Raw genomic sequence first — 13571 nt, 5'->3', positions numbered from 1 at the left:
CCCGGCGGCAGAGCCGCCGGGTGTCCGTTCATGATCTCTGAAATCAGAAGACCTTGGAGAACTGGTCGATGTTCGAGGCATTGTAGACAAAGGGGTCTGCCATAGCAGCTTCGCCATTGTCGCCAATCTTGATCTTGCCCATGCGGCCGGCTTCGATTTCGCTGCCCGGCTTGCCGTCGGCATCACCCTTTGCCAGGTGATAGGCGATCTGCGTTGCAGAGTAGCCAAGGTCGATCGGGTTCCAGATGGCGAATTCCTTGGTCGCGCCGGACTTGATCGCGCCAGCCATTTCAGACGGCAGGCCGAGGCCAGTCACGTAGACCTTGCCGACCAGACCCTTGTCTTCGACGACCTTCGAAGCAGCCAGAACGCCGACCGTCGTCGGAGCGACGATGACCTTGACGTTCGGGTTGGACTTCAGCAGGCCTTCGGCTTCACGATAGGACTTGTCCGAGAGGTCGTCGCCGTAAACCGTGGTGACGAGATTGAGGCCCGGGAAATCCTTGAGCTGCTTCTTCATCTGGTCGATCCAGATGTTCTGGTTGGTCGAGGTCGTCGTTGCCGACAGGATGGCGAAGTCACCCTTGCCGCCGTCAAGATGATCCTTGGCGAGCGTCAGGCACATCTTGCCGATCAGTTCGTTCGACGACGGGTTGAGTTGCAGGATGCGGCCTTCAGGGGCAACGCCGGAGTCCCAGGAAATAACCTTGATACCGCGCTGGGTAGCCTTCTTCAGCGCAGGAACGACGGCATCCGGGTCATTTGCCGAGATCGCGATGGCGTCAACGCCCTGCGCAATCAGCGAGTTGATAACTTCGATCTGACCTTCGGCCGTCGTGCTTGTCGGGCCGGTGTAGATGACTTCCACGCCGCCGAGTTCCTTGGCCGCTTCCTGGGCGCCCTTGTTGGCGGCGTCGAAGAAGCCGTTGCCGAGCGACTTTACGACCAGGCCGATCTTGATGTCCTTGGCGCTTGCGGCGCCAGCCATCATGGCGACGGCAAAAGCCACACCGATTGCAAGTGTCTTTGCAAATTTCATGTCATGTCCTCCCACTAAGATTTAGACTTCCACACCTCGCCGACGCCTCATGCGACCGACGAGGAATCCTCCTTCACAGCCTGGGCCATCGGGCTCGCGACCACGAGCCGGACGCCGGCATTCTCGATCATGCGAGCCGCTTCCTCCGAGATGCCGTCATCGGTGATAACCACGGATACACGGTCTAGCGGGCAAAGAATGAGGCTCGACCGGCGATTGAATTTGCTTGAATCGACCATGACGATGAGTTCGTCGGCCTGGTGCATAAGTTTCTGCTCGCTCTGAATGATGAGGGCATCCGCTTCCATGATGCCGAGCGGGCCGACGCCCTGGGCGCCGATGAACATGCGCCGCGCATAGAAATTGCGGATCGCGTCATTGTCGAAGGGCGACAGGATCAGGCTCTGTTCACGATAAATCGCGCCGCCCGGCACCGTCACTGTGTTCTTGGAGTGCTTCACCAGATGTTCGGCAATAGCGAAGGAATTGGTCATGACCTGCATGCGATGGCCGGCCATGTAATGCACCATCTGGAAGGTAGTCGTGCCGCCATTGATGATAATGGCATCGCCCGCTTCACAGAGATCGACGGCCGCGCGTGCGATTGAGCGCTTTTTATCGATATTGACCGATTCTGATACTCGGAAGGGACGGCCCGCAAGATTTCCGAGCTGCGGGGGGTGCACGGCTTCCGCGCCGCCACGAACACGCCGGATCTTGCCCTGCACGTGAAGAGCCGCAATGTCGCGCCTGATCGTCGCTTCAGAAGCGTCCGTCAGCTCGGAAATGTCCTGAATCGTAACGACGGACTTTTCCTGAACGGCGCTTAAGATAATGCGATGGCGTTCGCGTTCGTGCATTGGGCTCCTCCTCTTGTCATATTTATTTCGTATCCGTTAAAGCCTGTCAATCAGAAACGATCATAAATTTTCATATTGCGATGCAGCATAATCGAATTTGATCGTTTTCGATTGACAAGCGCCATTTTGATGCGCGATACCGTGAGCGAAAGGGCGTGCTGATCGCGGCGCCCCACAGGCCTATAAACAAGCCTATATGGGAGGATGACATGGCGGCAAAGGTTCGACTTCTCGAGAACCGGTGGGATGATGCTTATGCGGCGGGCCTCGATGAGCCCGGCAAGCTTCTCTATCGCTCGAATCTTCTCGGCGGCGACAAGCGCATCACCAATTATGGCGGCGGCAATACCTCGGCCAAGGTCATGGAGACCGATCCGCTTGATGGTGGCAAGGTTAAGGTGCTCTGGGTCAAGGGCTCGGGCGGCGACGTCGGGACGATCAAGCTCGACGGGTTCGCGACCCTCTATCAGGACAAGCTGGAATCGCTGAAGGGCATCTACAAGGGTGTCGAGGACGAGGACCGCATGGTCGGCTTCCTGCCGCATTGCACCTTCAACCTGAATGCCCGTGCCGCCTCGATCGACACGCCGCTGCATGGTTTCGTGCCCTATACGCATGTCGACCATATGCATCCGGACGCGATCATCGCGATCGCCGCCTCCAAGAACTCCAGGGAGTTGACCAAGCAGGTCTTCGGTGATGCGATCGGCTGGCTGCCCTGGCGCCGTCCGGGCTTCCAGCTCGGCCTCGATCTCGAAGCTTTCGTCAAGGCGAACCCAAGCGCCAAGGGCGTCGTGCTCGAAAGCCACGGCCTCTTCACTTGGGACAACGATGCCAAGGCCTGCTACGAGCTGACGCTCGATATCATCAACAAGGCGATCGAGTGGTTTGCCGGCCAGACCGAAGGCAAGACGATCTTCGGCGGCGCCGTCGTTGAAAGCCTACCGGTCGCCGAGCGCCGTGCCATCGCCGCCCGTTTGATGCCGGAAATTCGCGGCCGTATCGGCAAGCAGGAGCGCAAGCTCGGCCATTTTGACGATCAGGATGCGGTTCTGGAATTCGTCAATTCGAAGAACCTGCGTCCGCTGGGTGCGCTCGGCACCAGCTGCCCTGACCATTTCCTGCGCACGAAGATCCGCCCGCTGATCGTTGATCTCGATCCGGCAAAACCCGATGTCGATGCAATCATCTCCGGTCTCGACAGGGCGCTTGAAGACTACCGCGCCGACTATTCCCGCTATTACAATGCCTGCAAGCATGACAATTCGCCGGCCATGCGTGACGCCAATCCGGTGATTTTCCTGGTGCCGGGTGTCGGCATGCTCTCCTTTGCCCGTGACAAGGCAACGGCCCGTATTGCCAGCGAATTCTATGTCAACGCCATCAACGTGATGCGCGGTTCCTCGACGGTCTCCGAATATCAGGGCCTGCCGGAGCAGGAAGCCTTCGATATCGAATACTGGCTGCTGGAAGAGGCCAAGCTGCAGCGCATGCCGAAGCCGAAGAGCCTGGCCGGCAAGGTCGCCTTCGTTACCGGTGGCGCCGGCGGCATCGGCCGCGCAACGGCTGCACGTCTGGTCGGCGAGGGCGCCTGCGTGGTGCTTGCCGATATCGATCAGGCCGCACTTGAGACGACCGAAGCCGAATTCGTGAAGAAATACGGCGCTGACGCTGTACGTACCTTGAAGCTCGACGTCACCAAGGAAGACGGTGTCATCGCCTCTTTCGCAGACTCCTGCGTTGAATTCGGCGGCATCGATATCCTCGTCTCGAATGCCGGCATCGCTTCCTCGGCGCCGATCGAAACGACCGAGCTATCGACGTGGAACCGCAACATCGACATTCTGGCGACCGGCTATTTCCTCGTTTCGCGTGAGGCCTTCCGTCTGTTCCGCCGTCAGGCGCTGGGTGGCAACGTCGTCTTCATCGCATCGAAGAACGGCTTGGCTGCGTCGCCGAATGCCGCCGCCTATTGCACGGCGAAGGCTGCGGAAATCCATCTTGCCCGTTGCCTGGCGCTGGAAGGTGCGGACGCCGGCATCCGCGTCAATACCGTCAATCCGGATGCCGTCCTTCGCGGCTCGAAGATCTGGAGCGGCGAATGGCGCGAGCAGCGTGCTGCCTCTTCGAAGATCGAGGTGGATGATCTGGAGGAACATTACCGCAAGCGCTCGATGCTGAAGCTCAACGTGTTCCCGGAAGATATCGCCGAAGCGGTCTACTTCCTGGCATCTGATCTTTCGGCCAAGTCGACTGGCAACATCATCAACGTCGACGCAGGCAACGTTCAGAGCTTCACGCGCTGATAGCGAGCGGCGGGCCTTGCCCGCCGCAACAAAATCTCTGGGAGGAAGACATGACTGAATTCAGGATTGCGCCGGATCTGGTCGCAACGGAAAACGACAAGCGCGCCGCAGCGCTGAAGACAGATTATGAAGCGCTGGGCGCAACGCTCGCCCGTCGCGGCGTCGATATCGAGGCGATCACCCGCAAGGTGTCGGAATTCTTCGTTGCCGTGCCGTCTTGGGGTGTTGGCACTGGTGGAACGCGCTTTGCCCGCTTTCCTGGGACCGGCGAACCGCGCGGTATCTTTGACAAGCTCGACGACTGCTCGGTCATCAACGAACTGACGCGCGCGACACCGAATGTTTCGCTGCACATTCCGTGGGACAAAACGGACGCAAAGGAGTTGAAGGCAAAGGGCGATACGCTCGGCCTTGGCTTCGACGCGATGAATTCCAATACGTTTTCCGATGCGCCAGGACAGGCGCATTCCTATAAATACGGCTCGCTCAGCCACACCGATGCGGCGACGCGCGCCCAGGCGGTCGAGCACAACCTCGAATGCATCGAGATTGGTAAGGCAATCGGCTCCAATGCCCTGACGGTCTGGATCGGCGATGGCTCGAACTTCCCCGGCCAGAGCAATTTCACCAAGGCGTTCGAGCGCTATCTCGCCTCCATGGCCGATATTTACAAGGCTCTGCCGGACGACTGGAAGCTGTTCTCCGAACACAAGATGTACGAGCCGGCCTTCTATTCGACCATCGTACAGGACTGGGGCACCAACTATATGATCGCCCAGACGCTTGGCCCCAAGGCACAGTGCCTGGTCGACCTCGGCCATCATGCGCCGAACACCAATATTGAGATGATCGTCGCGCGGCTGATCCAGTTCGGCAAGCTCGGTGGTTTCCATTTCAACGATTCGAAATATGGCGACGACGATCTGGATGCCGGTTCGATCGAGCCGTACCGCCTTTTCCTCGTCTTCAACGAACTTGTCGATGCCGAGCAGCGCGGCGTCAACGATTTCAATCCCGCCCACATGATCGATCAGTCACACAATGTGACAGATCCGATCGAAAGCCTGATCAACAGCGCCAATGAAATCCGTCGCGCTTACGCGCAGGCCTTGCTCGTTGACCGCAAAGCGCTGGCGGGCTTCCAGGACGATAACGACGCGCTGATGGCGACGGAGACGCTGAAGCGCGCCTACCGTGCTGATGTCGAGCCGATTCTGGCGGAAGCTCGCCGCCGCAAGGGCGGGGCGATCGATCCGGTCGCCACTTACCGCGCGAGCGCTTACCGTAAAAAGGTCGCCGCCGAGCGCCCAGCCTCGGTTGCCGGCGGCGGTGGCATCATCTAAGCGAACGGAAGCCGTCAATCACGGCTTCCACTGCCCCGCGACCTGCCGGGTGGCAACGTTCAGCCGGTTCCAGACATTGATATTGGCAATTGCGATGACGAGGGCTGCAAGGCTCTTGCCATCGTAATGGCGCGTGCATTCCTCCCAGACCTCATCCGGCACCGGATCGGCGCGGTCGCTGAGGCGGGTGACGGCCTCGGTGAGCGCCAGTGCTGCGCGTTCGGCATCGCTGTAATAGGGGGCCTCGCGCCAGCCTGCGACGGCAAAGAGCCGCTCGTCGGTTTCTCCGTGCTTGCGGGCGATGCGCCAATGGCCGTCGATGCAGACGCTGCAGCCGTTGATCTGGCTGGCCCGCAGATAGATGATTTCCAGAAATGCCGGCGCAAGGCCGGCCTTGGCCGGCAGATTGCCGAAGGCGGCCAGCGCCTGCATAGCTTCCGGGATGACGAGGGCGGGATTTCCCATTCTCTCTTGCATGCTCAATCTCCTGATCGTGTTCGGTTTGACGCAGAGCCGGCCGGTTGCCGGTTTTCGTTCGTCATGCATTTGACGGATCAGGGTCAGGAAGTGTGACGTATAGAGCGAAATCTGATTGATGTTTTACTTAGCGGCGGTTGACGCCCGAGGTTTCGACAGGAACCAGCAGAGCCGCCATTGCCTCGTCGGCGGCGCGCTGGCCGCTCTCATAGGCGCCATGCGCCGTTGAGAAATCGGTCGTATGCGTTGCCTCGCCCGCAAAGAAAATCCTGTCGTCGAAGGATTGGGCGAGTTGCAGGCGTGCGTCCGCATGACCGGGCAGGGCATGGCTGTAGCCGCCGCCGATGGAAGGGGTTCCCGCCCAGTTCGAAGCCGCAAGCGGCTTCAGATATTTTCGCACGTCCGAGCCAAAGAGGCCGGCTAGCTCGTTGATCGCGTGGTCGAAAGCCGCTTCGCCACCCGTCGCGGAACAAGCCCTGGCTCCCGCCCCACCGAGGAAACATTCGAGCACTGGCTTGCCGAAGGGACGGATGTAATAGGCGCCGGTCGTGTTGTCACGCGGATTGCCGAGCACGTGGGTCTCGTCTTCGAAAGGGCCGCCGTCGAGGATTTCGAGATAGAGTTTCTCGTTGTTGCCGAGCGGTAGGAGCGATGCCGCCTGCCGCCAGGGGTCGAGCACGGACGGAAGGTTGATCGCACCGCCCGCGAGAACATTCGACGAGACGGTGAAGATGACGGCGCGTGTCCGGATCGTCCCGGCGGAGGTTTGCAGGACGATTTTCTGTTCGCTCAGATCAAGGCTTTCGAGGGTGGTGCCGAGCCGCAATTCCGCGTCGGAAGGAAGCGCTGAGGTAATCAGCTGCCCATAGCCATCGGGGACGCGCCAGTTGTTGTCGGTGGAGGCGTCATCATACGCGACGTAGTCTCTCACCGATATGTGCTCCAGTTCCTCGCCGGATATGTAGCCGCTCAGTGCCTGCAGATAGGGCGTCCAGGATGAATTCGGGTCGATCGCATCGGCTGCGCAGTCAGAAGCCGGTGGGTTGTTCCGGATCTCTTCGTTCCATTGCGCAAAGGCGTTTCGGGCGGCCGCACGATCTTTCCCGGAGAAACCGAGATTCTTAAACTGTTCGCCCCAGGCCGTGATGCGGCGGTCGACCGTGAAGCCGAGCTCGGCGGCAATCCTGGTCCAGGGATTGCGATCGGCCGAGTGCAGCCATCCGCAGCCGAGATCGACTGGCCCAGCGCTCGTGGCATAAGTCCAGGCCCGTCCACCGGCGCGGGGCAGTTGCTCTAGGATGGTGATGGAATGACCGCGGCTGCTAAGGCGGCGTGAAGCCCCGATCCCGGCAGCTCCTGCGCCGACGATAACGATATCCGGATCAGAGGTGGTCATGGCGTGGATATAGCGCCTTGCAGCCGCGGCTGTCCATTGTCACGATCATGCATGGACTTTATAGCGCAGGACGACGACGCCATTGTCTTTGGTCTCCGCCGATATCAGCGAGAGCCGGGTCTTGCCCGCCAGTCCCCCATCGAAAGTAACGACAGGCTGGCCGCCGCTGCCATCCAGGGCCGGGGCGACAAGCAGATAAAACTCGTCGATGAGGCCCGCAGCAAAGAAAGCGCCGTTGATCGCTGCTCCGCCTTCGAGCAGCAATTTGTGGATGCCGAGTTCCTTCTCCAGTACATCGAGCGCTCCAGGCAGATCGATCTCGGCCGAAGGCGAGATTATGTAGGAGATGCCGTCGGCGGCGAGCTCCGCAAGATGGGCGTCCGGCACATCGCTACCGAGGATGACGACGATATGGTCGCCATCGATGTCAGGCCGCGTGAAATGCAGCTTGCCCGACGTGTCGAGCGCGATCGCGTAGTTGTCTGCTTTGCGATCGGCGAAATGGTTTTGCCGTTCTGCTGAACCTGCCGATTGCGGCGGATGCGGCTCTCCCTTGGCCATTTCGGCCATGGTCACGCGTCCGACGATCCAGGCGTCACCCTGCAGGTCTTCATGTGCCTTCTGATAGAGAGCCGTCCATTCCTTGCGGCCGCCATCCGGGCTTTCCGTCCACTTGCTCGGATGCAGGCCGCCGTCGAGCGACGACATCATCAGGCAGATGATTTCCGGTTTCATGGGCGATTCCTTTCCGGCGCGGCAGGCAGGTCAAAATTTTATCGAAAGATGGCCGCTATCGGCAATGACAACGGTCGCATCGCCATAATGTTCGATCTCGGGATAGCCCTGCAGCGAGTGTTTGTGACCGGCAGCCGTGATGACCATGATGTCGGCGCCCGCCGCCGTTCCTGCCTTCACGCCGGCTTCAACGTCTTCGAAGACCAGGCATTCATGCGTTGCAAAACCGAGCTTTTCGGCGCCGAGGATATAGCATTGGGGGTCGGGTTTGCCGACAGTCACATCTTCGGCCGTCACGATGGCCTGCGGCATGGGAAGCCCCGCGGCCTCAAGCCGTCGCTCGGCCAGGCGACGCGGCGAGGAGGTGACGATCGTCCACCGGTTCGGCGGCAGCGACGCCAGGAAATCGGCGGCACCCGGAAGGGCAACGACGCCTTCGACGTCCTGGATTTCCTCTTCGGTGATCTGTGCGGCTTCCGCTTCCGCGTCGACGCCCGGAAGGTTCAGCCGCCTGATCGTGTCGATGCCACGCGATCCATGCATGATCGGCAGGAATTTTTCCACATCCAGCCCGTGCCGCTCGGCCCAGCGGCCCCAGACGCGCTCTGCCGACGCAGTTGAACTCAGGATCGTACCGTCCATGTCGAACAGGAAGGCGGCATATTGTTTGGAACTGTCAAATCGGGAGGACATGGGAAACACCGTAGGGAGGGATCTGTCTGCCATCAGCCAATGAAAAATGCGGCAGGTCAAGTCATGAGCCCAACTTCGCGGGACTTGATAGGATAGAGCTCCTGTCACATCGTCCGGCTTCCGCTCGTCATGGCTTTTGACGCAACAGGATTGGGAGTGGATTGATGGACGAGAAAAAATGGCTGGCCGATGAATTCGAGGCAAACCGCGGGCATCTGCGGGCCGTCGCTTTCCGCATGCTCGGCTCCCGCGCAGAAGCTGAGGATGCGGTGCAGGAGGCGTGGCTGCGCCTGACAAGGTCGGACAGGGGCAGTGTGGATAATCTCGGCGGCTGGCTGACAACGGTCGTGGCGCGCATCTGCCTGGATATGCTGCGTTCGCGCAAAACGCGGCGCGAAGAGCCGCTCGACCTGCCGGCGCATGGCGCGATCGTGGATATCGCCAGCAATCCGGAGCGCGAAGCAGCTTTTGCCGATTCGGTCGGCATCGCCCTGCTCGTCGTGCTGCAAACCCTCTCGCCCGCCGAACGCGTCGCCTTCGTGTTGCATGACATGTTCGATCTGCCCTTCGAAGAGATCGCTGCTGTCATCGGGCGGAGTGCGGCCGCCGCCCGGCAGCTTGCCAGCCGTGCCCGGCGCAGGGTGCAGGGGCAACCGGAAACGCCTGATATCGATCTGGCGCGCAAGCGCAGCATAGCCGAAGCCTTCCTTATCGCCTCCCGCAACGGTGATCTGGAGGGGCTGCTTGCGGTCCTCGCGCCGGATGCGGTCTTCCGGCCAGATGCGGCCGCGACCCGTCTCGGCAATGTCGTGCCGCTTCGCGGCGCCGGTGCCATCGCCGAAAGCTTCAAGGGGCGGGCGACATCGGCGAAAGTCGCGCTTGTCGATGGTGAAATCGGCCTCGTCGTCTTCATCGAGGGCCAGTTGCGCGTCGTGCTGGCGCTGAGTTTTGACGGCGACAGGATCTCGGCGGTCGATGCGATCGCCGATCAGGATCATCTGCGCGATATCGGCTATTCGATCCTCGAAGGCTAGCGATCACAATCAGTGAGTTTTTTCAAATAGATGGCCTCCGATCGGGCGGAGAGCAACGCTGGCCCAGCGGTGGGCGATCTGCCACAGCCCAACGGGCGTCAGCCGCGGCGCGCGCCGACGCGTGGGATCACGCCTTGCGATTTGTGCCACGGAAGCATCGAGAAGAGATCGATGAGGCAGCGAAATACTATGCGAACAAGGAGCCGCCCTTCCTCGCGAGCCAATGACGGTCCGGACGGCGCTTGCCGTGCGACTGAAGCCGGCGCTTAATGGCTACGCCAGCCCATCAGCTTCTCGATGTGCTCAGCCGAGTTGCGCACCTGTGCTGTATAGTGGCCTTCGTCCGAAAAGGCCTTTTGCTCCGGCAGAACGATGGAAATGGTGGCGACACACTGGCCCTCGCGATCGCAGATCGGTGAGGCGATGCAGGCAACCGCATAATCGGATTCGCCAGCCTGGATCGACAGGCGCGATTCAAAGGCCTTTCCGGCGGATTCCGATAGCGTGGCGGGATCGATTTCCGCGCGTCCCGTCGGCGAGGAGCGGGCGCATCGCTTGAAGAGCTCGACACGCTCGTCTTCTTGCAGGTGCCCGACCAGCAGGCGGCCAGACGCTGTCCAGTTGAGCGGCACACGGGTGCCGACGCGGGAGGCGACCTGGAAATGGCTGGGGCCATCGGCCATGGCGAGAACCAGCATGAAATCGCCGTCACGGCCGCAGACCTGAACGGTCTCGCCAGCCTGCCGGCAGAGGTCGTGCATTTCATGCGTCGCGACGCTCATGAAATCGAGCGATCGCGCATAGGCAAGGCCATAGTGATAGAGCCGCGAGCCGAGCCAGATCGAACCGTCGGATTGGCGCGTCAGCATGTTCTTTTCAACCAGATCGTCAACGATGACATAGACGGTGGAAAGCGGTGCTTTCACGGCCTTGGCGATGGCATAGACGCCGGCCGGCGATCCCGTCTCGTAAAGATGGTCAATCACCTGCAGCGCGCGGTCAATACCGCTGACGCGTGCACGGCGCGCGCCCTTGGCACCGGTCTCTTCGGCCGGGCCTTCATCTTCGGAGTAGATTGCGGGTGATGTCTTTCCGTCCAATTCAACATACCTCTGATATGATGCGAACCTGTTACTTTACTATGGCATAGCCGTTTAGGAAGCAAATCGCAAAATCTTTGGATATAAAACCTTTGGTAGCTGCCGCAGATAATTCGTGAAGGCGGCAAGTGTTGTCACCGGATATGCTGCGGTCGCAGGCGACAAATCTATTTGCGGGCGCCTCATCGTGCATCGTTGATGCTGGAACCGGAACAACAAGATGCAGCCCGAGTTTTTCTCCCATCAGCGATACCGGCTGATCGGATGTGGGCCAAGTCTCCTGCCAGACATTGCGGTCAGCGGTGGCAAGTCGACGCCCCTTTTTGCGGCTTGCCGAAGCCACCGCCGGTGCGTGTCGTCATGAAGACGGCGTCGCCGGCGGCGAGCGTCTCAAGGTCGCGGGAAGAAATATTCGGGAAATCGATGTGGATGTGCGCGCTCGTCGCATCGCAAGGGCTGCCGCCTGTTGACAGCGGCAGCCCGTCTGGGAACAGGGCTTATCCCCAGTGCCGATCGGGGCCTTATGGTGCCAGCGGTCAGATCAGCCGAAGCAGGGCATCGCCGGCAGATTGGCGCGGCTGGCAAAGGACCCGATCATATCGCTCGCCGTGGAGGGACGCGGCTCGCGTTTACGGGCAGCCACCTCAAGGAGTTGCTTGAAATCTTCAAGCTTCACGCCATCGGCGCGGAGCACCATGGCGATCAGCGGGTCGTGAAGGGCTTCGGAAATGGTCAAATCTTCTCTGGTCTTTCTCATGGTACGGTCCTCCTTTCGTGGGCGGTCGCCCGTGTTCCACTCCTGCTGCCAAGCGCTCCTGGCATTGACTTCTGCAAAGAGTGGTGTTACCGGTAAGTAACAATGCATTTGTTACCGATCGGTCACATCGATGTCAAGGACTTCGTCCGCGAAAAAATCAGAATCATTGAATGAAATCTCCGTAGCCGCTTCAGACGATCGAATCCCCCCGCGGGAGCGTATTGTCACGACCGCTTCGGAGCTTTTCCGTGAGCGCGGCATTCGCGGCATTGGCGTGGATGCCATTGCGGATGCTGCCGCCACCAACAAGATGACTCTCTATCGGCATTTCGGCTCCAAGGACGAGCTGGTCTGCGAAACGCTACGCCGCGCCTCCGAAAAGGCCGAGAAGATCTGGCGCGATCTTGAAGCCGCCCATCCCGGCGATGCGCGCGGCCAGTTGCTTGCCTGGGTCGAGGACCGGGCTCACTGTCTGAACGGCGAGCCCGCAGGTTGCGATCTCGCCAATGCCGCGATCGAATTGAAGGGCGAAGGCCATCCGGCGCACGAGTTGATCGAGCGCCACAAGGCGATGCAGCGCAATCGTCTTGCGGCACTTTGCGTGGCTGCCGGCGCGCGCGAGCCGGAACTTCTTGCCGACACGCTGACGCTGCTGCTCGAAGGCGCGCGCGTTACTCGCCAGGCCATGACGGACGGTGGCTGTTCCTGCCATTTTGAAAAAGCTTGCAACGTGGCGATTTCCGCCTTCGGCTGATATTGACGCGGCCAGGGAACCTTGGGGGTTGCGTGGCCGTTTTTCTGCTGATCTGGGAGCAATCTGGAGGCAGAGATGAATTACACTTATCTCCGGCGCCTATATGCCAGACGTGCCGAGCTTGAAGCCAAGCTCGAATTGCACGACGCACGTTATTGCTTTGGCGAAGAGGAAGTAGACGACGGTACGCAAAACGATCTGAAACAGCGCATCCAAGAAATCTCCGAGGAGATTGCGGCGCTGGAGTATTCTCCCGGCTAGTCGTTGCCGGCGCTCAGGATGGAAATTGTCCGTTCGTCGAATTTCCCGTCGTAAAAATGATCGATCGCCTTGTGAAAGGGCGAGCCGTGATCGCTGACCGCGGCAAACAGCGTCATGGACGAGCGCAGCTTCAGATCATCCGGGGAGCCCATGATATCGTGAGCGCTGCGGTCATTGACGGAGAGGATTGCCTCGACACAGCGCAAAAGGCGGCTGCCGAGGATCGGATCAGCGAGATAGGCTGAGGCTTCCTCCGCGGAGCGAATGGCATATTTCTCCGCCATGGAAGAGGTTCCGAGACCGGCGATTTGCGGGAAGATGAACCACATCCAGTGAGAGCGCTTGCGACCGGCTTCCAGCTCCGCAAGAGCCTGTTTGTATATGCCGTTCTGCGCTTCGATGAAGCGGTGGAGGTCGTAGTCTACGTCACCGGCCATGGCTCTTTCCCGTTCCTATGCTTCTCATGCACGTTAGACGAAAAATTCCATGCCCGGCGAAAATCGCTGGCTCTTAGCAGACCCTGTCTGCGTAGGGGCTCGTTTCACGGCAATGGCCGTAGCGCTGGTGGTGTGGCACCAGACTATCACCCGGAGGTGCCGGCTCTTCAATAGCCGAGGTCGTCATCGGATCGGTCGCTGATGTCTGTGCCGACGGTGCTGTGAAGCCTACAAAGCTTAGCAGTACGAGGGCGCCTACGACCACGATCCGCTCCAGGACCGACAGCTTCTGTGCGCTGACGTGGTCGGCGTAGTCGCGTTCAGCTTCGCCGTAGCTCACGTCCTCCTTCACATGCTGGTGCACCATATCCTGGTGACC

At 60.2% G+C, this 13571-nt stretch carries 15 protein-coding genes; 5 read left to right on the top strand and 10 right to left on the bottom strand.

Annotation, left to right across the window (positions count from 1 at the left end; all coding sequences use genetic code 11):
* Positions 1 to 43: 43 nt before the first annotated feature.
* Positions 44 to 1039: a rhamnose ABC transporter substrate-binding protein gene (gene rhaS / locus AB4Z13_RS21965; protein ID WP_439017774.1), complete on the bottom strand. Its 996-nt coding sequence runs from the start codon at positions 1037 to 1039 to the stop codon at positions 44 to 46.
* A gap of 47 nt (positions 1040 to 1086) precedes the next feature.
* Complete coding sequence (locus AB4Z13_RS21960) at positions 1087 to 1899, bottom strand: DeoR/GlpR family DNA-binding transcription regulator (RefSeq protein ID WP_113321437.1); 813 nt, start codon at positions 1897 to 1899, stop codon at positions 1087 to 1089.
* Positions 1900 to 2108: 209 nt separating this feature from the next.
* On the opposite strand from AB4Z13_RS21960, the gene AB4Z13_RS21955 reads away from it, so the two are divergent.
* Together AB4Z13_RS21955 and rhaI are read left to right on the top strand one after the other, a co-directional pair.
* Positions 2109 to 4205, top strand: coding sequence for a bifunctional rhamnulose-1-phosphate aldolase/short-chain dehydrogenase (locus tag AB4Z13_RS21955; RefSeq protein WP_439017775.1), 2097 nt, complete (start codon positions 2109 to 2111; stop codon positions 4203 to 4205).
* 50 nt (positions 4206 to 4255) lie between these two features.
* Complete coding sequence (gene rhaI / locus AB4Z13_RS21950; RefSeq protein WP_439017776.1) at positions 4256 to 5548, top strand: L-rhamnose catabolism isomerase; 1293 nt, start codon at positions 4256 to 4258, stop codon at positions 5546 to 5548.
* An 18-nt stretch (positions 5549 to 5566) separates the two neighbouring features.
* Here the strand turns inward: rhaI and AB4Z13_RS21945 are convergent, their stop codons facing one another.
* From AB4Z13_RS21945 to AB4Z13_RS21930, 4 genes are all read right to left on the bottom strand, one after another.
* Positions 5567 to 6025 carry a carboxymuconolactone decarboxylase family protein gene (locus AB4Z13_RS21945; protein WP_113321434.1) on the bottom strand — a complete coding sequence of 153 codons (459 nt, stop codon included), beginning with the start codon at positions 6023 to 6025 and terminating at the stop codon, positions 5567 to 5569.
* A gap of 127 nt (positions 6026 to 6152) precedes the next feature.
* Positions 6153 to 7421 carry a flavin monoamine oxidase family protein gene (locus AB4Z13_RS21940; protein ID WP_442206816.1) on the bottom strand — a complete coding sequence of 423 codons (1269 nt, stop codon included), beginning with the start codon at positions 7419 to 7421 and terminating at the stop codon, positions 6153 to 6155.
* Between the two features lie 45 nt (positions 7422 to 7466).
* Positions 7467 to 8156 carry a RibD family protein gene (locus AB4Z13_RS21935; protein WP_113321432.1) on the bottom strand — a complete coding sequence of 230 codons (690 nt, stop codon included), beginning with the start codon at positions 8154 to 8156 and terminating at the stop codon, positions 7467 to 7469.
* A 30-nt stretch (positions 8157 to 8186) separates the two neighbouring features.
* Positions 8187 to 8849 carry an HAD family hydrolase gene (locus AB4Z13_RS21930; RefSeq protein ID WP_113321431.1) on the bottom strand — a complete coding sequence of 221 codons (663 nt, stop codon included), beginning with the start codon at positions 8847 to 8849 and terminating at the stop codon, positions 8187 to 8189.
* Positions 8850 to 9013: 164 nt separating this feature from the next.
* Here AB4Z13_RS21930 and AB4Z13_RS21925 point away from each other — a divergent pair, with 164 nt between their 5' ends.
* Positions 9014 to 9883 carry a sigma-70 family RNA polymerase sigma factor gene (locus tag AB4Z13_RS21925; RefSeq protein ID WP_442206815.1) on the top strand — a complete coding sequence of 290 codons (870 nt, stop codon included), beginning with the start codon at positions 9014 to 9016 and terminating at the stop codon, positions 9881 to 9883.
* 266 nt (positions 9884 to 10149) lie between these two features.
* On the opposite strand, the gene AB4Z13_RS21920 is transcribed toward AB4Z13_RS21925, so the two are convergent.
* Both AB4Z13_RS21920 and AB4Z13_RS21915 read right to left on the bottom strand, forming a co-directional pair.
* The gene (locus tag AB4Z13_RS21920; protein ID WP_310382565.1) at positions 10150 to 10983 is read right to left on the bottom strand and encodes an IclR family transcriptional regulator; all 834 of its coding nucleotides are present in this window, start codon (positions 10981 to 10983) and stop codon (positions 10150 to 10152) included.
* Between the two features lie 541 nt (positions 10984 to 11524).
* Positions 11525 to 11740, bottom strand: coding sequence for a hypothetical protein (locus tag AB4Z13_RS21915; RefSeq protein ID WP_113301678.1), 216 nt, complete (start codon positions 11738 to 11740; stop codon positions 11525 to 11527).
* 130 nt (positions 11741 to 11870) lie between these two features.
* On the opposite strand from AB4Z13_RS21915, the gene AB4Z13_RS21910 reads away from it, so the two are divergent.
* Together AB4Z13_RS21910 and AB4Z13_RS21905 are read left to right on the top strand one after the other, a co-directional pair.
* Positions 11871 to 12494, top strand: a complete 624-nt coding sequence (locus AB4Z13_RS21910; RefSeq protein WP_439017781.1) for a TetR/AcrR family transcriptional regulator — start codon at positions 11871 to 11873, stop codon at positions 12492 to 12494.
* 75 nt (positions 12495 to 12569) lie between these two features.
* Entirely contained in the window at positions 12570 to 12755 is a 186-nt protein-coding gene (locus tag AB4Z13_RS21905; protein ID WP_442206814.1) for a hypothetical protein, read from the top strand.
* Here AB4Z13_RS21905 and AB4Z13_RS21900 read toward each other — a convergent pair.
* Together AB4Z13_RS21900 and AB4Z13_RS21895 are read right to left on the bottom strand one after the other, a co-directional pair.
* Positions 12752 to 13192: a DUF1810 domain-containing protein gene (locus AB4Z13_RS21900; RefSeq protein ID WP_442206813.1), complete on the bottom strand. Its 441-nt coding sequence runs from the start codon at positions 13190 to 13192 to the stop codon at positions 12752 to 12754. The two genes, AB4Z13_RS21905 and AB4Z13_RS21900, sit on opposite strands and share 4 nt — an antisense overlap.
* A gap of 73 nt (positions 13193 to 13265) precedes the next feature.
* On the bottom strand, positions 13266 to 13559 hold the full coding sequence (locus tag AB4Z13_RS21895; protein WP_113323296.1) for a hypothetical protein: 294 nt from the start codon (positions 13557 to 13559) through the stop codon (positions 13266 to 13268).
* Between the last annotated feature and the right edge of the window lie 12 nt (positions 13560 to 13571).

This window comes from Rhizobium sp. YAF28 (genome assembly GCF_052113285.1).
Classification (GTDB): Bacteria; Pseudomonadota; Alphaproteobacteria; order Rhizobiales; family Rhizobiaceae; genus Rhizobium.
The sequence above is the reverse complement of the archived record's forward strand: the minus strand, read 5'-3'. Positions and strand labels throughout refer to the sequence as shown.